This window comes from Brevundimonas sp. FV1ye29L, from assembly GCF_058681095.1.
In genome coordinates this window covers 1,176,474-1,193,872 of the sequence record NZ_CM178730.1, presented here as the reverse complement: position 1 = coordinate 1,193,872, position 17,399 = coordinate 1,176,474, and the positions used below count along the sequence as shown (strand labels likewise).

Genomic DNA, 17,399 nt, shown 5'->3' with positions numbered 1-17,399 from the left:
GACGATCTCCTGTGCGGGTTGGCGATCTTTTGCTCCGACTCGACCGTCTGCACCACAGCCGCACGCTCAAGTTTACCCGCGTCAGACACAAGCGCCGCTTGACTCAGAAGGGGGTTCCACCGACATCCCGCGCCCATGATCATCCGCTATTCCCGCCCCGAAGCCGTCGCCCTGTGGTCGCAGGAGACCAAGTATTCGATCTGGTTCGAGATTGAGGCCCATGCCGCCACCAAGATGGCCGAGCTCGGCGTCATTCCAACCGAGGCCGCCGAGGCCATCTGGGCCAAGGGCAAGGACGTCGTCTGGGACGCCGACCGCATCGACGAGATCGAGCGCACGACCAAACACGACGTCATCGCCTTCCTGACCCACGTCTCCGAGACGGTGGGCGAAGAGGCCCGCTTCCTGCATCAGGGCATGACCTCATCGGATGTGCTGGACACCTGTTTCGCCGTCCAGCTGGCCCGGGCCTCGGACCTGCTGATCGGCGGCGTCGACCGGGTTCTGGCCACGCTGGAGACCCGGGCGAAGGAGCATAAATACACCCCGACCGTCGGCCGTTCGCACGGCATCCACGCCGAGCCCGTGACCTTCGGGCTCAAACTGGCCGGCTATCACGCCGAGTTCCAGCGGGCGAAACGCCGCCTGCTGACCGCGAAGGAAGAGATCGCCACCTGCGCCATCTCCGGCGCCGTCGGCACCTTCGCCAATGTCGATCCGGCGGTTGAGCAATATGTCGCCGACAGGATGGGCCTTCAGGTCGAGCCGGTCTCGACCCAGGTCATCCCCCGCGACCGCCACGCCGCCTTCTTCGCCGCCCTCGGCATCGTCGCCTCCTCGATCGAGCGTCTGGCGACGGAAATCCGTCACCTGCAACGCACCGAGGTGCTGGAGGCCGAGGAATTCTTCGACAAGGGCCAGAAGGGCTCGTCGGCCATGCCGCACAAGCGCAATCCGATCCTCACCGAGAACCTGACCGGCCTGGCCCGTCTGGTCCGCTCGGCCGTCGTGCCGGCCATGGAGAACGTCGCCCTCTGGCACGAGCGCGACATCAGCCACTCGTCGGTCGAGCGGGGCATCGGCCCGGACGCCACCATCCACCTGGATTTCGCCCTGCACCGTCTGGCGGGCGTGATCGAGCGGCTGAACGTCTATCCCGAGAACATGCAGAAGAACATCGACCGGCTCGGCGGTCTGGTTCACTCCCAGCGCGTCATGCTGGCCCTGACCCAGGCCGGCATCAGCCGCGAGGACGCCTATGCGGCGGTGCAGGAGAACGCCATGAAGGTCTGGCGCGGCGAGGGCGTCTTCCTCGACTTCCTCAAGGCCGACCCCCGCGTCACCCTGCCCCACGACCAGCTCGAGACCCTGTTCGACCTCGACTATCATACGAAAAACGTGGACGTGGTCTTCCAGCGGGTGTTCGGCGGCTGAGCGGCTCGCCTGAACGGAAGCGCGCCTTTGCGCCCGTCGTCGATGCCGGGACGCGCCTGCTGATCCTCGGCAGCCTGCCCGGCGAGGCCTCTCTCGCAGCGACCCAATACTACGCCCACCCCCGGAACGCCTTCTGGCGGCTGACGGGCGGCGCGATCGGGATCGATCTGGCCGCCCTGCCCTATGAGGCCCGGCTGGAGGCGCTGAAGACGGCGGGTGTCGGCCTGTGGGACGTCATCGCCTCAGCCGAGCGCGCCGGCAGTCTCGACGCCGCGATCCGCCAGCCGGAACAGGCTGATCTGAAGGCCCTGATCGCCAGCCTGCCGCAACTGCGCGCCATCGCCTTCAACGGCAAGACAGCCGCCCGGCTGGGGCGTGGGGCACTGGGTGAAATGCCCGGCCTGACCCTGATCCACCTGCCGTCCTCCAGCCCCGCCTTCACCCTGTCATTGTCGCTAAAGGCCGAAAGCTGGGCCATACTGGCGGCCTTCCTCCCCCCGGCCGCCTCTGCCTCATCATGATCCTGACCCTCTCCTGCCCCGACCGGCACGGCATCGTCGCCGCCGTGTCGGCCTTCCTGTTCGACCGGGACGCCAACATCTCGGACGCCCAGCAGTTCGGCGACGCCTCCAGCGCGACGTTCTTCATGCGCGTGGTGTTTGAACCGGCCGCCGGCGATCCGGAGGCGACGATCCGCGACGCCTTCACGCCCCTGGCCGAGCGGTTCGGCATGGACTGGACCCTGCTCGGACCGGAGCCGCGCCGGGTGATGATCCTGACGTCCAAATTCGATCACTGTCTCGCCGACCTGCTGTACCGCTGGCGAATCGACGAGCTGCCGATGCAGGTGACGGCGATCGTTTCGAACCACCCGCGCGACCAGATCGGTCACGTGGACCTGGGGGACCTGCCGTTCCACCACCTGCCGGTCAGCGCTTCGGCCAGGGCCGATCAGGAGGCGATGCTCCTGAACCTGATCCGGGACACGGGGACCGAACTGGTCGTGCTCGCGCGCTACATGCAGATCCTGTCTGACGACCTGGCCAAGGCTCTCGAGGGCCGCTGCATCAACATCCACCACTCGTTCCTGCCCGGCTTCAAGGGCGCCCGGCCCTATCATCAGGCCCACGCGCGAGGCGTGAAGGTCATCGGCGCCACCGCCCACTATGTGACGGCGGATCTGGACGAGGGCCCGATCATCGATCAGGACGTCGAACGCATCAGCCACAGGGACACGCCTGACGACCTGATCCGCAAGGGCCGCGACATCGAGCGTCGGGTGCTGGCCCGGGCGGTCCGCTATCACCTAGAGGACCGAATTCTACGACACGGCGGCAAGACGGTGGTCTTCGGCGATTAGGCCCCAGGACGCCGAACAGCGTTGAACGCAAGGTCGCAGTCCGGCTTGATCGGCTTGATGCCGTTCGAGCGTGGAGGCGCCCCCCGGCCCGGGCCAAGCGCTGTTCTGTCGCAGGGTATTCACGACGGAAGGCGCCCCGGCCGCGCATCCAATGGCGGGCTCGTTCGTAACCCTCACAGCCGCCATCAGATGCGGTGTTGTGTGGAGAACTCCCAGTGATCACCAAGATGACCCTCATCGCCGCCGTATCCGCGACCGCCCTGCTTGGCCTTTCGGCGTGCAATCCGGCTTCCGAGACGACGACTGCCCCGGCTGACGCGACCGCCATGGCTCCCGCTGCGGCCACTGCCGATCCGATGGTGGGCGGCGCGTCCATGAGCCCCAACGACACGATCGTCACCAATGCGTCCAAGGCATCGAACCTGTCGACCCTGGTCAGTGCGGTTCAGGCCGCCGGCCTGGTGGAGACCCTGAGCGGCCCCGGCCCCTTCACGGTCTTCGCGCCTGACAATGCCGCGTTCGAGAAAATCCCGGCCGCCACGCGTGAAGCCCTGATGACGCCGGCGATGAAGGCCGATCTGACCAAGGTCCTGACCTACCATGTCGTGTCGGGCCGGCTGACGGCCGCTGATCTGGCTTCGCAGGCCCAGGCCAACGGCGGCAAGGTCGAGCTGGACACCGTTCAGGGCGGCAAGCTGACGGTCAACGTCAACGCCGACGGCTCCGTCACATTGACGGACGCGGCGGGCGGAACTTCGCGCGTCACCCAGGCCGATGTGCTGCAATCGAACGGGGTCGTGCATGTCATTGATACCGTCGTGATGCCGGGCTGACGATTTTGGTGAACCGCTTGCGCGTCCGGGCATTGTAGAGACGCGCAAGTCGCAGCGTCGGGTGAGGTCTCCCCCCGGACCCCCGATAAAGAAGGGCCGCGCTTCCCCCCGGGCGCGGCCCTTCGGCATTTCATCCAGGGTTTGGTCTCCAACCCGATGGGCAGCCACTACGACGTCCGACCCCTTTTGGATGATCCGCGTTCCGTGATTTTTTCTTAATCAAACCAACATCATCCGGCGGAAACAGGGTGCGTATTCCATCTACCGTCCATGAGGGACGGAAGAGGAGACAGACCGATGAAGACCCGGACATGCCTGTTCGCCGCCGCCCTGTGCGGTCTCGCCGTCACCGCCGCTGCGCCCGCCCTGGCCCACGATCACAAGCCCCGGGCAGCGAGCCACATGCGCACGGCCCCCACGCTGGTGGACGTCGCCTCCACCAACCCCGATGTGTCGACTCTCGTGACGGCCGTCAGCGCAGCGGGACTGGTCGGAACGTTGAACGGAACGGGTCCCTTCACGGTATTCGCGCCCACCAATGCCGCCTTTGACGATCTGCCGGACGGGGCCGTGGCCAGCCTGCTGCGCCCTGCCCGTCGGGGCGATCTGAGCCGAATTCTGACCTACCACGTTGTTGCTGGTCGGATCACTGCGGCGGATCTGGCCGTCGCCATCCGCGTCGGCGGCGGATCCGCGACCGTCACGACGGTTGAAGGGGGCGCGTTGCGTGTTACCCGACGACAGGGCGGACTACGGCTTACGGACGCAGCCGGAGCCCATATCGACATCCTGACCGCCGACGTGGCCGCGGCCAATGGCGTCATCCATGTCATCGACGGTGTTTTGACGCCGCCCTGAGAAGCCTGCAGCTCGTGGGGCCGCGCGCTGTGCGGCCCTGCGGCTGCGCCCGGCCTAGTCGCCTGCGCGGACCTGGTCGCGTGACACCGAGGCGAGCTCGTCCATCTTGGAGCGGATTTCGCCTTCCGAAACGCTGATCCCGGCGCCCTTGAAGTCTCCGGCCACCTTGCGGAACACGTCTTCGTCGCCGGGCTGCTCAAAGTCGGCGCGCACGACAGCCTTGGCATAGTCCTCGGCGCTCTCGGGCGACAGGCCCATCTTCTCGGCCGCCCACAGGCCCAGTTGCTTGTTCCTGCGCGCAATGGCGCGGAATTCCTGATCCTGATCAAGGACAAACTTGGCCTCGAAGGCGTTCTCCCGATCATCGAAAGTCGTCATTAGCCGTCCACACGCTCCGTATGCGCCCGGTACCCGAGGCGCTGACCTCAGGTCTATAGCCCGCCCGTCGGCCAACGCAATATGGAACACTTGCCCGACGGGCCGCCCGCCGTGACGGGCCCTGCCGGGATCGAGGGGCCCGCGACGTTTGTATCGGGCGCCTCGTTCCGCTAAGGTCCGGCCGACTGATTTTCCGTCCGCCCGATTCCGGATCGCGCCGCCCAGACCGTCGTCTGGCTGCGCGTTTTTTGTTTCAGCCAGGGCGCACAACCTCCCCACCGGGACGACCGCCGATGAACAGCAAGCGCAAAAAGATCTACGAGGGCAAGGCCAAGATCCTCTACGAAGGCCCCGAGCCCGGCACCCTGATCCAGTATTTCAAGGACGACGCCACCGCCTTCAACGCCCAGAAGAAAGCCACGCTGGAGGGCAAGGGCGTCATCAACAACCGCATCAGCGAGTTTGTGATGACCCGCCTCAATGGCATCGGCGTCACCAACCATTTCATCAAGCGGCTGAACCTGCGCGAGCAACTCATCCGCGAAGTCGAGATCATCCCGCTGGAGGTGGTCTGCCGCAACATCGTCGCCGGATCGCTGGCCACGCGGCTGGGCCAGGAAGAGGGCACGCCCCTGCCCCGCTCCATCATCGAATTCTACTACAAGAAGGACGAGCTCAACGACCCGATGGTGACCGAGGAGCATATTACGGCGTTCAACTGGGCCTCGACCCAGGAGATCGACGACATCCTGGCCACGACCGTGCGGGTCAACGACTATCTGTGCGGCATGTTCGGCGCGGTCGGCATCACCCTGGTCGACTTCAAAATCGAGTTCGGCCGTATCTGGGAAAATGACTTCAGCCGCGTCATCCTTGCCGACGAGATCAGCCCCGACTCCTGCCGCCTGTGGGACACAGCCACCGGCGAAAAGCTGGACAAGGACCGGTTCCGCCGCGACATGGGCAATGTGATCGAATCCTATGCGGAGGTGGCCCGCCGCCTCGGCATCATGAAGGACATGCCGACCGTGATTCAGGGGGGACTGCACTGATGGCGAAAATCAAGGCTCATGTCTTTCTCAAGCCCGGTGTGCTTGACGTGCAGGGCAAGGCTGTCGAAGGCGCCCTGCAGGGTCTCGGCTGGACGGGGGTGTCCGGAGCCCGGGTCGGCAAGCTGATCGAGTTCGATCTGGACGGCGTCGACGATCCTGCCGGAGAGGCGAAAAAGATGTGCGAACAGCTGCTCGCCAATACGGTGATCGAAAGCTACCGCATCGACGTCGCCTGACGGCGCCACGGATCGCCTGTTCAGGCATTCAGATTTCGGCGCGTACGGAGACCTTCATGACCTTCACCCTTACCTCGAGTGATTTCGTTGACGGCGGGGTCCTGCCTGACGCCCATGTGAAAGCGTTGGGCGATGCCTCGCCGCATCTGGCCTGGTCCGGCGCGCCCCAGGGCACGAAGAGCTATGCGGTCACCTGTTTTGATCCGGATGCGCCGACCGGATCGGGTTTCTGGCACTGGACCGTTGCCAACATCCCCGCCGACGTGGCGGAACTCGCGACCGGCGCCTCGCCTGATGGCCTTCCCCGCGGGTCTGTCGAGGGCCGTACTGATTTTGGCGCTTCCGGCTTCGGCGGCGCCGCCCCGCCGCCCGGCCACGGACCGCACCGCTATATCTTCACGGTCTTCGCTGTGGACGTGGACAGACTGGACGTCACACCCAATGACTCCGGGGCGGTGTTCGGCTTCAACCTGCACTTCCACACCCTGGCGAAGGCCTCGATCACGGCGACCTACGAAGTCAGGGGCTGAGTCCTCGTCGGCCTGAACACTTATTTGAGCGTCCAGATGACCCTCAGGCCCACGATCAACAATGGGTCGCGGTCGCGCTCGCCGCCGGGATGGTGAATCCACTGCACGTCGGGCTGGATCGTGAAAGGCCCCACAGTATCCGAGAAGGTCAATTCGACCCCGCTCTCCTCCCCGGCGAACGCCACCCCCGTATCGGCGGCGTTTGCGCGCGCCTTGTCGGACAGAAAACCCTGATGAAAGCCTATAGAGGCCGCGCTGTCCGGCCGTCCCGGGACCACCGAGTCCAGCCTCAACCCGGCCTGCCACCCGCCCTTGAAGTCGGTGGTGTCGCCATCAGATACGCCCAGCCGCGTGAAGGCGGCCAGGGTCGGGCCGTCGGGAACGCTCAGAATGACGCCCTCTGCAAGCAGATAGGCCCCCTGGGCGCGACTGCCCAAAGGCTGGCCCACGGCCGAGGTCTCGCGGATGTCTTCCTGCCGGTCGCCGTAGCGCCAGACGCCGGCGGCGATGCGCATGGGTCCCGACCAGCCGGTCTCGGCCAGATACAGGACGCCATGATCCAGCGTCGTATCGACGCCGCCGTCATCCCCGATCGTTCCGGCGCGGGCATTGACGGCTGCGACCTGAACATAGGCGTCATCCGGCGTCCCGATGCGGACGCGCACCGCGAGTGACGTCGACGGGAAGATGGCTGGACCGTTGGGCCCCGTCGCGGCCAGTTCCGAACCGATGCCAAACGGCGGCGCCAGCAGAAGATCAGAGGCGCCGGTCGCATAGAATTCACTATTGACGTCATAGAGGCCGGCCAGCACGGAGGCCCGGCCTCCGGCAACCTCCTGCTCCACCCAGGCCTCATAGAGCCTGACGCCCTGGGCGGCGACCTCGATATTGTCGTACCCCTGCAAGGTGCCGGCAATCGTATTCGGCTCACCCCCGTGATTGGCAAGCAGGCTGATATGCGCACGGGCGCCGGTCCAGCCGAACTGTCGATCCAGGTCTCCGTCCACGGCGATCGCAAGGTTGTCGAGGAACCGTCCCGCCCTGGGATCGATCCCCTCCACCACGCCGATCACATCCGCCGTATAGGCGGCCCCCCAACTCCAGGCGGACCCCGGTTCGACTTGCTGCTTTTCTGTCTGACTTGCGGCCGAAGCGGCCGACATCAAAAATGCGGCCGCCGGGAAGACCGCCAGCGCCCATCGTTTCGCGACATCAAGCTCCAACATGCTGTCTCTTCCCCATTCTTATCAGTATTCACTTAGATAGATGGGACCCATCGTCTGCCTAGAAACTGAATACTTGATCAACGCACCGAAAGTAGAAATATCGATTTCTCATCATCTATTTATTAACCCATTTTTTAGGTGTCTGATCCTTAATAACCGGAAATGGGGGCGTCCTATGCTGTCGACTATCCGTTCCAAAGTCAGGTTCGCCGGCCTTCTAATGGTAATGCTGTGCGCCCTTGGGCCCGGCGCGGGCCTTCTGGTCGCCGGAGCCCTGAGCCGCGCCATGGCGGACTCCGCAAACAGCGCGTCCGTCATGCGAAACCACATGGAAGCCGACATGATGCACGACGCTCTCCGAAGCGACGTGCTGGCGGCCTTGCTCGCCGCCGAACAGGGCCGGAGCGACCAGATGCCCGAGATTCAGGCGTCCCTTGAGGAACATTCGGAGAATTTTCGGGCCGCGATCACGCGGAACCGGACGATGGCCACCGAGCCGAAAACCGTTCGCGCCCTTCAAACCGTCAATGAGCCGCTGGAGCAGTATATCGTCTCGGCGGAGGAAATCGTCGCTCTCGCCGCGGTCGAGGGCGCGTCAGCGACCGCAGCCCTGCCCGCGTTCACAACTCGCTTTGCGGAGCTTGAGGGCCGGATGGCGGACATTTCCACCCAGATCGAGTCCGCAGTCGCGACGACCAAGGCCCGCGCCGATTTCCTGGCTATGGCTGGTATGGTCGCCATGGCGGTGATCATCCTGCTTGGAGCCGGACTCAGCCTGCTGGTGATGCGCGTCTCGACGCGGACAGTGACCGGCCCGATCGGCGTTCTGAACAAGGAGATGGCGGCGCTGGCCCAGGGCCGGACTGACGTCGTGCTGACCAGCGCCGACAGGGCGGACGAGATCGGCGGCGTTGGCCGGTCGGTCGTGGCCCTGCAAGCGCTCATGGTTGAACGGTCTCGGGCGGAGGCCGAGACGCAGGAACAGGCTCGCTCCATCGAGGCGGCCGCCCGGTCGGCTGCCACAGAGCGCGAGCAGGCGGAGGCGGAACAACAGGATCGGGCCCGTCAGGCTCAGCTGGAGGCGGCGCAGCAACAGGCAGTGGTCGTCGCCGCCATGGCCGAAGGCATGGAGCATCTGATGCGGGGCGACCTGACGCACCGTATCTCCAGCGAATTCCCCGAAGGCTATGAGAAGCTGAAGGACGACTTCAATGCCGCGTTGAACAGTCTCGAACAGACGCTGTCATCGGTCGATGCCAATGCCGTGGCGATCCGCAGCGGCGCCGGCGAGGTTGCCCAGGCGGCCGATGATCTGTCGCGTCGCACCGAGCAGCAGGCGGCCACCCTGGAGCAAACGGCCGCCGCGCTGGAAGAAATCACCGCGACTGTGCATCGGTCGGCTGAGGGCGCGCGCGCGGCGGCCGACGCCGTCGGCGAAACCTGCAAGGAGACCGACGCCAGCGGCCTGGTCGTCGCAGAGGCGGTGTCGGCGATGGACGCGATCCACTCCGGATCGACCCAGATGAGCCAGATTATCGGCGTCATCGACGAGATCGCGTTCCAGACCAATCTGCTGGCGCTGAACGCGGGGGTCGAGGCTGCGCGTGCAGGCGACGCCGGGCGAGGCTTCGCGGTGGTGGCCTCCGAGGTCCGGGCCCTGGCCCAGCGGTCGGCCGAGGCTGCCAAGGAGATCAACGCCCTGATTTCGGACTCCGGTCGGCAGGTGACGCTGGGCGTCGACCTGGTGCGTCAGGCAGGTGCGACCCTCGACCGGATCGCGAAGCGGGTGGTCGGGGTCGGTGAACTGATCACAGAAATGGCGGCGGCCAGCGAGCAGCAGTCCACAGCGCTCCGCGAGGTCAACACGGCCGTCGGACATATGGACCAGGTGACCCAGCAGAACGCGGCCATGGTCGAGCAGACGACGGCGGCCAGCCACGCCCTGGCCCAGGAAACTGACGCTCTGAGCCAGTCCATCGGCAGGTTCCAGGTGTCGAACCGTGAAGAGAACCGGTCCGTGCGGTCGCATCGGGGAACATCTCGGATCGCGGCCTGATCCGGTTCGCCGGGTCGCGCAGTTGTTGCAGCAAACCGGCAGTCGGTCCTGACATTCGGGCCGGAGCCTGCTACACGCCGCCTCATGAGCGCAGCCGTTATTGTCTTCCCGGGTTCCAACTGTGACCGCGACTGCAAGGTCGCCATCGAACGCTCGACCGGCGAGCGGGTCGAGATGGTCTGGCATCAGGACACCGAACTGCCCGCTGGCCTCGATCTGATCGTCCTGCCCGGCGGCTTTTCCTATGGCGACTATCTGCGCTGCGGCGCCATGGCGGCCCAGGCGCCGATCATGCAGGCCGTGAAGAAGGCCGCCGACAACGGCGTCGCCGTGGTCGGGATCTGCAACGGCTTCCAGATTCTGTGCGAGGCCGGAATGCTGCCAGGCGCCCTGCTGCGCAACAGCGGTCTGAAATATGTCTGCAAGCCGATCGCCCTGACCGTGGCCAATGGCCAGACCCGGTTTACCGCCGGCTATCAGGGCCAGCGGGAAGTCGTCATGACCCAGGGCAATGGTGACGGAAACTTCTTTGCCGACGCAGAGACTCTGGCGCGGCTGGAAGGCGAGGGCCAGGTCGTGTTCCGCTATGTCGACAACCCCAACGGCTCGGTGGCCGACATCGCCGGCATCCAGAATGCACGCGGCAATGTGCTGGGTATGATGCCCCACCCCGACCGCGCCTTCGAGGCCGAGTTGGGTTCGGCGGATGGAGCCGTCCTGTTCCAGAGCATCATGGCGGCGGCCTGATCGGCCTCTAGGCCCCTCGTTTCGCACCTGCTAACAACGCGGCCCAGGCGGGGAGGAAATGCCATGCGCATCGGACTTTATCCGGGCACCTTCGATCCGGTGACGAACGGTCATCTGGACATCATCGGCCGCGCCATGAAGCTGGTTGACCGCCTTGTCGTCGGGGTAGCCCAGAATGACGACAAGGGGCCCCTGTTCACCACAGCCGAGCGGGTGGAGATGGTCAGCGCCGAGGTCGCCCGGTTCGACGCCGATATCGTCGTCCAGCCCTTTTCCAGCTTGCTGATGCATTTCGCCGAGCAACTGGACGCCAATGTCATCGTGCGCGGCCTGCGCGCCGTCGCGGACTTCGAGTACGAGTTCCAGATGACTGCCATGAACCAGCGCCTCAATCAGGACATCGAGACCGTGTTCCTGATGGCCGATCCGCGCCACCAGGCCATCGCCTCGCGTCTTGTCAAGGAGATCGCCCGGCTGGACGGTAACATCGACAGTTTCGTACCCCCCGCCGTGGCGGCGGCGGTGCGCCAGAAGGTCAAGCCTCACTCATGATCCGCGTCTCTGCGGCGGTCACGTCCGCCCTCGTCCTTGCCCTGGGGGCCGCCTCCGCATCCGCCCAGTCCCGTCCGGCTCCCGGCCCGGCCGCCACTCCCGGCCCGGCCGCTCTTCTCGGCGCCGACCAATGGCGGTCCATCGCGCCCGAAGATCTCCTGGTCATCGAGACCACAAGGGGCCGGATCCTCGTCGAGCTGGACCCTGTGATTGCGCCCGCCCACGTTGATCGCATCCGGACCCTGACCCGTCGCGGCTTCTATGATGGACTGAAATTTCACCGGGTCCTGACCGGTTTCATGGCCCAGACGGGCGATCCCCAGGGTACGGGCGAGGGCGGCAGCGACCTGCCGGATCTGAAGGGCGAGTTCACGTTCCGGCGCGGTCGGGGAGCCTTTCAGCCCGTGACCGGCGGCGGCGAAGGCTATCGCGGCTATTTCAATGGCCTGCCCGTCCAGACCCAGCCCGACGCCCAGATGTTCGTGACGGCGGACATGAAGGTCGGCGCCCATGCCCTGTTCTGCCCCTCCGTCGCCGGCATGGCGCGGGCCGGGTCGCCCGACAGCGCCAACAGCCAGTTCTATCTCATGACGGGCCGTTCGGATCTGCTGAACGGCCAGTATACCGCCTTCGGCCGTGTGGTCGCCGGCATGGATGTGCTCAAGGCCCTGAACGCCGGTACCGAGAGCAACAACGGGGCGGTGGGCGCCGGCGCAGACGTCATGACCCGCGTTCGGCTGGCCGACGCCATTCCGGAGGGCGAACGCCCGGCGGCCCGGGTCATGGACCCGCGTAGCCCCTCTTTCGTCGCTCGCGTCGAGGCCGCCCGCGCCACGGCCGGATTGACGTTCAACGTCTGTGATGTCGAAGTCCCCGCCGAGGTGACGGGCGGCTGAGGCCCGATCGCACTGATTCGGGAGCGACGACCATGAGGAAGACAGCGGCCTTCACGGCGGCAGCGGCCCTGGCCTTCAGCCTGGCCGGAGCGGCCTTCGGCCAGACGGAGGCGCCGGCTCCCGCCCCGACATCAGGCCCTGCCGCCACAACCCCGGCCCCGGAGTGGCGTACGGTCGCGGCCGAGAACCTGATGGTCATCGATACGACCAAAGGCCGGGTCCTGGTCGAACTCATGCCCCGGATTGCGCCGCTCCACGTCGAGCGCATGCGGCTGCTGGCCCGGGCGGCCTTCCTTGACGGGCTGAAGTGGCATCGGGTGATCGACTATTTCATGGCCCAGACCGGCGACCCGCTGGGCACTGGCGACGGCCAGAGCGCCTGGCCGGACCTCAAGGCCGAGTTCACCTTCCGGCGGGGCTCCGACCTGCCCTTCACCCCGGTCGCGACCCCGGCCGGCGCCGTCCTGGGTTTCGTCCACGCCCTGCCGGTCCAGACCCAGCCGGACGCCCTGATGGCGCAGACGGCGGACCAGAAGGTGCATGGATGGGGCCTGTACTGCCCCGGCGTGGCGGGCATGGCGCGGGACGACAATCCTGATTCAGCCAACAGCCAGTTCTTCATCATGCGCCAGGCCTATCCGTCGCTGGACAAGCGCTATTCAATCTGGGGCGTGACGGTGGCGGGGCTGGATGTGGTGCGGGCGCTGAATGCCGGAACCGACGCCAGCGGCATCGTGGCCCAGCCCGATCTGATGACCCGCGTCCGCATCGCCGCCGACCTGCCAGAAGCGGATCGCCCCGTCGTACAGGTTCTGGACACCGAATCAGCGCGGTTCCGGGAACTGGCCGGTCAGGTGAGGACGGCGCGCGGCGCGGATTTTTCCATTTGCGATGTGACCCTTCCGGTTCAGGTCTCCGGCGCTGCCGCCCCGGCCGTCTGAACCCCGCCCGGTCCCCGCCCCCGACGGCGGCGGCGCGGCGGTGTGCGGTCGGCGCGTATTCTCTCCAGAATCAGGCCTTCCCGCAGGCCGCGATCCGCAACCCTGACCCGTTCGCAGGGCCAGGCCCGTTGCACGGCCTCCAGAATGGCGGCCCCCGCCAGCACCAGGTCGGCGCGATTGGGCCCGATACAGGCCTCGGCCGATCGTCCCGCAGCCCCGAGCGAACGCAATCGTCGTGTTGCCGCGTCGCACTGGTCGCGGGTCATCCACAGCCCGTCGACAAGGTCGCGCTGATAGCGGCGCAGGTTCAGATGGACCCCGGCCAGACTGGTAATGGCGCCCGACGTCCCGACCAGATGGCTGCGGCCGGACGTCCGTAACGCCTCCAGCGCCGGATCGAAGGCGCAACCCGCCGCCAGGGCCGTGGACATGTCGCTGACCATGGCCTCGTACCAGCGATCGTCCTCGGCGGGGATCGAGGCCGTGGGTTCCGGGTGGCGCTCGGCCAGGGTGACGACGCCCAGCGGCGCGGACATCCAGGCCACGGTCTTCATCTCGCGTCCGGCGCGACTGAGCCAGGACAGTTCCGTCGAACCGCCGCCGACATCGATCACCAGAACCGCATCGGCCATGGGATCGAACAGGTTCAGACAGCCCTGAACGGACAGCCGGGCCTCCTCGGCCGGGTCGATGATACGCAGGGCCAGACCGGTGCCGCGGCGGACGCGATCCACGAAGGCCTGACCGTTCTCGGCGGCGCGACAGGCCTGGGTGGCCACGGCTGTCAGGCGGGAGGCCTCCAGACCCCTGCGCCCGATTCGTTCGGCGCAGTGGGCCAGGGCGTCATAGGTGCGGTCCATCGCCGCCTCGTCCAGTCGACCGGTCAGGGACAGGCCCTCGCCCAGCCGGACAATGCGGCTGAAGCTGTCGACGACGCGAAAGCCGTCGCGGGTCGGCCGCGCGATCAGCAGCCGACAATTGTTGGTCCCGAGGTCCAGGGCCCCGTACAGCGGGGCGCCTGGACCCGAGGCGCCGGAACCCGATCCGCCCGAGGAGGCGCGACGACCGGGTCGGCGGCGCGGGGACCGTTCGTCGCGCCCGACAGGCGCGGCGTCTGGTTCCGGCATGGGCCGAACTTTCCTGGGGGGCGCGCCGAAGAGGCGCCCGTCGGCGCCAGACTAGACCCGTCCGTATGCTGACGCCAAGCGAATGTGACACCGGTGAAACATGACCCGGACATGAACAGCCTGCTCCGGTCCGGCTCAGGTTCACCCGCCTAGACATCAAGGATGACACAGCACCGGATCGCCCAGTTCGCCCTCGGCCAGATCGTTCGCCATCGTGACCACGCCTTCCGGGGACTGGTGGTGGATGTCGACGCCGCCTATGCGGGCGCGCCGGAAGCGCCGGGGCCGGACGAGCCTGACCAGCCCTTCTATCGCGTCATGGCGCTCGGCGAGGATGCCGGCTTCACCGTCTATGCCGCCGAAGACGTGCTGGAGCCTGATCCCGAACTGCCGCCGCTGTCCCGCAACGACGCCGCCCGCTGGTTCACCATCGACGCCGATGGCCACCACGCCCCGCGCCATTCGCCGATCCACTAGATCGCCGGGGCCGGCGGGCCTAGATTGAGGGCCAGCAGGAGTATCCGCATGTCCGATTTCGAGCATGTTTTCGACACGCCGCCACCGGGCGCGGCGGCCGACTGGACCATCAGCCAGAACTGGCGCGCCTACTCCGAGGAAGAGCACGCGACCTGGGACATCCTGTATGCGCGTCAGATGCAGATCCTGCCCGGGCGGGCGTGTGACGCCTTTCTGAAGGGGACCCGGGCGCTGGATCTGGGCGGCGGCGGCATTCCCGACCTGGCCCTGCTCAATCCGAAACTGAGGGCCCTGACCGGCTGGGAGGTGGTCTGCGTGCCGGGTCTGGTGCCTGACGACGTCTTCTTCGATCATCTGGCCAACCGGCGGTTCGTGTCGGGCCAGTTCATCCGCCGGCGCGACCAGCTGGACTATCTGCAGGAGCCGGACATCTTCCACGACGTCTTCGGCCATGTGCCGATGCTGACCGATCCGGATTTCGCCGACTATATGCAGGCCTACGGCCAGGGCGGGCAGAGGGCGGCCTCTCTGGGCATGCTGCCCAATCTGGCCCGACTCTACTGGTACACGGTCGAGTTCGGCCTGATCGAGGAGGCCGGCGCCCTGAGGCTGTTCGGCGCCGGGATCGTGTCGTCGGCGACCGAGAGCGTCTTTGCGCTGGAGGACGCCTCGCCCAACCGTCTCGGGTTCGAGCTGGAGCGGGTGATGCGGACCCTGTACCGGATCGACGACTTCCAGCAGACCTATTTCGTCATCCCCTCGGTCGAGGCCCTGAAGACCGTGACCCTGCAGGATTTCGAACCGGTCTATGCGGCCCTGAAGGGGGCGAAGGACCTGCCGGTCGAGACGATTCTGCCGACCGATCGGGTGTTCTCCAAAGGGACCCAGACCTATGCCGCGCGAGGGGGCCGGTTCGCGGCCTAAGCTCTTTTTCCTCCCTGTTCGCCGCCTGGCGAATGGGGAGGGGGACCGCGAAGTGGTGGAGGGGTTCTTGAAGCGGGACGGGCGTGAGTGAAGCAGAAAGAACCCCTCCGTCACGGCGCAGGCGCGCCGCGCCACCTCCCCATCGCTGCGCGACAGGGAGGAGACACTAATCATGCACGATCAGGCTCTTCGCCTTGGTGTCTCGCATGAAAACGTAGGTGATCAGGGACACGCCGATCATCACGGTCACGTACCAGAAATAGCGGCTTTCATGGCCGTCCAGCTTGAAGGCCAGGGCGACGTATTCGGCCGTGCCGCCGAACACCGCATTGGCGACGGCATAGGGCAGCGCCACGCCCAGGGCCCGGATATGGGCGGGGAACAGCTCGGCCTTCACCACCGCATTGATGGCCGTATAGCCGGACACGATGACCAGGGCCGCCAGCGACAGGCCGAAGGCGGCGACCGGATTGGTGGTCACGGCCAGGGTCGACATGATCGGCACGGTGCAGAGCACGCCCAGCACCCCGAAGGCGATCATCACCGGCTTGCGCCCCACCCGGTCCGACAGGGCGCCCACGGCCGGCTGGATCAGCATGAAGACCAGCAGGGCCGCCGCGCTGATCTCGGTCGCCGTCGCCTTGGAGAAGCCCGAGGTGTTGGTCAGGAATTTCTGCAGATAGGTGGTGTAGGTATAGAAGGCGAGCGTGCCGCCGGCCGTCAGCCCCAGCACCAGCAGGGCCTCCTTCGGGTGTTTCAGCACCAGCAGAAGGGCGCTGGACTTCGGCGCCGCCTGCGTGTCCTCGGCGACGAAGGCCCGGGTCTCGTCCAGCCGGCGGCGAAGCCAGAAGACGATCACCGCCAGCCCCGCCCCGACGAAGAAGGGGATGCGCCAGCCCCAGGACGACAGGGCCGCCTCGCTGAGCGTGTTCTGCAGGACGATCAGCAGGGCCAGGGCCAGCAACTGACCCGAGATCAGGGTGACGTACTGGAAGCTGGACCAGAAGCCGCGATGCTTCGCCGTGGCCATCTCCGACAGATAGGTGGCCGATGAGCCGTATTCCCCGCCGACGCTGAGCCCCTGAAGCATCCGCGCCACCAGCAGCAGGGCCGGCGCGGCCAGTCCGATGGTCGCATAGGTCGGCAGACAGGCGATGATGAGGGAGCCGGTGCACATCAGGGTCACCGACAGGCTCAGCCCGGCCTTGCGCCCCTTGCGATCGGCATAGACCCCCATGACCCAGGCCCCGACCGGCCGCATCAGGAAGCCGACGGCGAACACCGCAGCGGCCTGCAGCAATTCCGCCGTGTCGTTGGCGGAGGGGAAGAACAGAGGGGCGAAATACAGGGTGAAGGCCGCATAGGCGTACCAGTCGAACCATTCGACCAGATTGCCGGCCGATCCGCCGATGATGTTGCGAAGCCGACGGCCGGGGGTCATGGGTTCGGGACTCGGGGCGGCGGCGTCGGTCAACGGGCGTCTCCTGTTTACCGCACCATAGCGGGCCGATGGCGTTCGGACAGCCGTCTTCGCCGCCTCGTTTCGGAGGGGTGACGGGGAAGCGGCGGAGCCTGGGCCTCGACCCGGAACCGATGTGGTCCCCTGCTTTCGCGTTACGGGGACCGGTGAGAATTTTCGGCCTCCGCCGCAGGCTCCGCCACGACCGGTTCACACGAGCGCGCCGGGGAGGGCATCGGACGGTCCGCCGGGTGGATTCAGCACCCTGCGCTTCACCGTTTAGGCCCGGCCGACATTAAGCCCGCGACGGGCG

General features: G+C 66.5%; 19 protein-coding genes. 15 read left to right on the top strand and 4 right to left on the bottom strand.

What is annotated here, in order from left to right:
* Positions 1 to 135: 135 nt before the first annotated feature.
* The 5 genes from purB to ACW17W_RS05870 all read left to right on the top strand — a co-directional run bounded on the left by purB (position 136) and on the right by ACW17W_RS05870 (position 4,485).
* Positions 136 to 1,434: an adenylosuccinate lyase gene (gene purB, locus ACW17W_RS05890; RefSeq protein ID WP_492079808.1), complete on the top strand. Its 1,299-nt coding sequence runs from the start codon at positions 136 to 138 to the stop codon at positions 1,432 to 1,434.
* Positions 1,431 to 1,955, top strand: coding sequence for a DNA-deoxyinosine glycosylase (locus ACW17W_RS05885; protein ID WP_492080270.1), 525 nt, complete (start codon positions 1,431 to 1,433; stop codon positions 1,953 to 1,955). Before purB ends, ACW17W_RS05885 begins: the two co-directional genes overlap by 4 nt.
* Entirely contained in the window at positions 1,952 to 2,794 is an 843-nt protein-coding gene (gene purU, locus ACW17W_RS05880) for a formyltetrahydrofolate deformylase (protein ID WP_492079807.1), read from the top strand. Before ACW17W_RS05885 ends, purU begins: the two co-directional genes overlap by 4 nt.
* A gap of 227 nt (positions 2,795 to 3,021) precedes the next feature.
* The gene (locus ACW17W_RS05875; protein WP_492080269.1) at positions 3,022 to 3,627 is read left to right on the top strand and encodes a fasciclin domain-containing protein; all 606 of its coding nucleotides are present in this window, start codon (positions 3,022 to 3,024) and stop codon (positions 3,625 to 3,627) included.
* Positions 3,628 to 3,924: 297 nt separating this feature from the next.
* Positions 3,925 to 4,485 carry a fasciclin domain-containing protein gene (locus ACW17W_RS05870; protein ID WP_492079806.1) on the top strand — a complete coding sequence of 187 codons (561 nt, stop codon included), beginning with the start codon at positions 3,925 to 3,927 and terminating at the stop codon, positions 4,483 to 4,485.
* Between the two features lie 54 nt (positions 4,486 to 4,539).
* On the opposite strand, the gene ACW17W_RS05865 is transcribed toward ACW17W_RS05870, so the two are convergent.
* Complete coding sequence (locus ACW17W_RS05865; RefSeq protein WP_492079805.1) at positions 4,540 to 4,863, bottom strand: DUF1476 domain-containing protein; 324 nt, start codon at positions 4,861 to 4,863, stop codon at positions 4,540 to 4,542.
* 293 nt (positions 4,864 to 5,156) lie between these two features.
* Between ACW17W_RS05865 and purC the strand changes: the two genes are divergently transcribed.
* From purC to ACW17W_RS05850, 3 genes are read left to right on the top strand one after another with little or no spacing between them, the layout of a single operon-like run.
* Complete coding sequence (gene purC / locus ACW17W_RS05860; protein ID WP_492079804.1) at positions 5,157 to 5,915, top strand: phosphoribosylaminoimidazolesuccinocarboxamide synthase; 759 nt, start codon at positions 5,157 to 5,159, stop codon at positions 5,913 to 5,915.
* A complete protein-coding gene (gene purS, locus ACW17W_RS05855) occupies positions 5,915 to 6,151 on the top strand; it encodes a phosphoribosylformylglycinamidine synthase subunit PurS (protein ID WP_492079803.1) in 237 nt (78 codons plus the stop codon). Before purC ends, purS begins: the two co-directional genes overlap by 1 nt.
* Before the next feature lie 56 nt (positions 6,152 to 6,207).
* Positions 6,208 to 6,681, top strand: coding sequence for a YbhB/YbcL family Raf kinase inhibitor-like protein (locus ACW17W_RS05850; RefSeq protein WP_492079802.1), 474 nt, complete (start codon positions 6,208 to 6,210; stop codon positions 6,679 to 6,681).
* A gap of 20 nt (positions 6,682 to 6,701) precedes the next feature.
* Here ACW17W_RS05850 and ACW17W_RS05845 read toward each other — a convergent pair whose 3' ends face one another.
* A complete protein-coding gene (locus tag ACW17W_RS05845; RefSeq protein ID WP_492079801.1) occupies positions 6,702 to 7,907 on the bottom strand; it encodes a carbohydrate porin in 1,206 nt (401 codons plus the stop codon).
* A gap of 286 nt (positions 7,908 to 8,193) precedes the next feature.
* Here ACW17W_RS05845 and ACW17W_RS05840 point away from each other — a divergent pair, with 286 nt between their 5' ends.
* The 5 genes from ACW17W_RS05840 (at position 8,194) to ACW17W_RS05820 (ending at position 13,099) form a co-directional block, all read left to right on the top strand.
* Positions 8,194 to 9,963, top strand: a complete 1,770-nt coding sequence (locus tag ACW17W_RS05840) for a methyl-accepting chemotaxis protein (RefSeq protein WP_492079800.1) — start codon at positions 8,194 to 8,196, stop codon at positions 9,961 to 9,963.
* Between the two features lie 84 nt (positions 9,964 to 10,047).
* Entirely contained in the window at positions 10,048 to 10,710 is a 663-nt protein-coding gene (gene purQ, locus ACW17W_RS05835; RefSeq protein WP_492079799.1) for a phosphoribosylformylglycinamidine synthase subunit PurQ, read from the top strand.
* Between the two features lie 63 nt (positions 10,711 to 10,773).
* Complete coding sequence (gene coaD / locus ACW17W_RS05830) at positions 10,774 to 11,262, top strand: pantetheine-phosphate adenylyltransferase (RefSeq protein WP_492079798.1); 489 nt, start codon at positions 10,774 to 10,776, stop codon at positions 11,260 to 11,262.
* Positions 11,259 to 12,158 (top strand): peptidylprolyl isomerase, encoded by a 900-nt coding sequence (locus ACW17W_RS05825; protein WP_492079797.1) that lies wholly within the window; start codon positions 11,259 to 11,261, stop codon positions 12,156 to 12,158. Before coaD ends, ACW17W_RS05825 begins: the two co-directional genes overlap by 4 nt.
* A gap of 32 nt (positions 12,159 to 12,190) precedes the next feature.
* Positions 12,191 to 13,099: a peptidylprolyl isomerase gene (locus tag ACW17W_RS05820; protein WP_492079796.1), complete on the top strand. Its 909-nt coding sequence runs from the start codon at positions 12,191 to 12,193 to the stop codon at positions 13,097 to 13,099.
* On the opposite strand, the gene ACW17W_RS05815 is transcribed toward ACW17W_RS05820, so the two are convergent.
* A complete protein-coding gene (locus ACW17W_RS05815) occupies positions 13,066 to 14,226 on the bottom strand; it encodes a Ppx/GppA phosphatase family protein (RefSeq protein ID WP_492079795.1) in 1,161 nt (386 codons plus the stop codon). The genes ACW17W_RS05820 and ACW17W_RS05815 overlap by 34 nt on opposite strands.
* A 162-nt stretch (positions 14,227 to 14,388) precedes the next feature.
* Between ACW17W_RS05815 and hspQ the strand changes: the two genes are divergently transcribed.
* Together hspQ and phhA are read left to right on the top strand one after the other, a co-directional pair.
* Complete coding sequence (gene hspQ / locus ACW17W_RS05810) at positions 14,389 to 14,703, top strand: heat shock protein HspQ (protein ID WP_492079794.1); 315 nt, start codon at positions 14,389 to 14,391, stop codon at positions 14,701 to 14,703.
* Positions 14,704 to 14,751: 48 nt separating this feature from the next.
* On the top strand, positions 14,752 to 15,627 hold the full coding sequence (phhA, locus tag ACW17W_RS05805) for a phenylalanine 4-monooxygenase (RefSeq protein WP_492079793.1): 876 nt from the start codon (positions 14,752 to 14,754) through the stop codon (positions 15,625 to 15,627).
* Positions 15,628 to 15,793: 166 nt separating this feature from the next.
* On the opposite strand, the gene ACW17W_RS05800 is transcribed toward phhA, so the two are convergent.
* Positions 15,794 to 17,068: an MFS transporter gene (locus tag ACW17W_RS05800; protein WP_492080268.1), complete on the bottom strand. Its 1,275-nt coding sequence runs from the start codon at positions 17,066 to 17,068 to the stop codon at positions 15,794 to 15,796.
* Between the last annotated feature and the right edge of the window lie 331 nt (positions 17,069 to 17,399).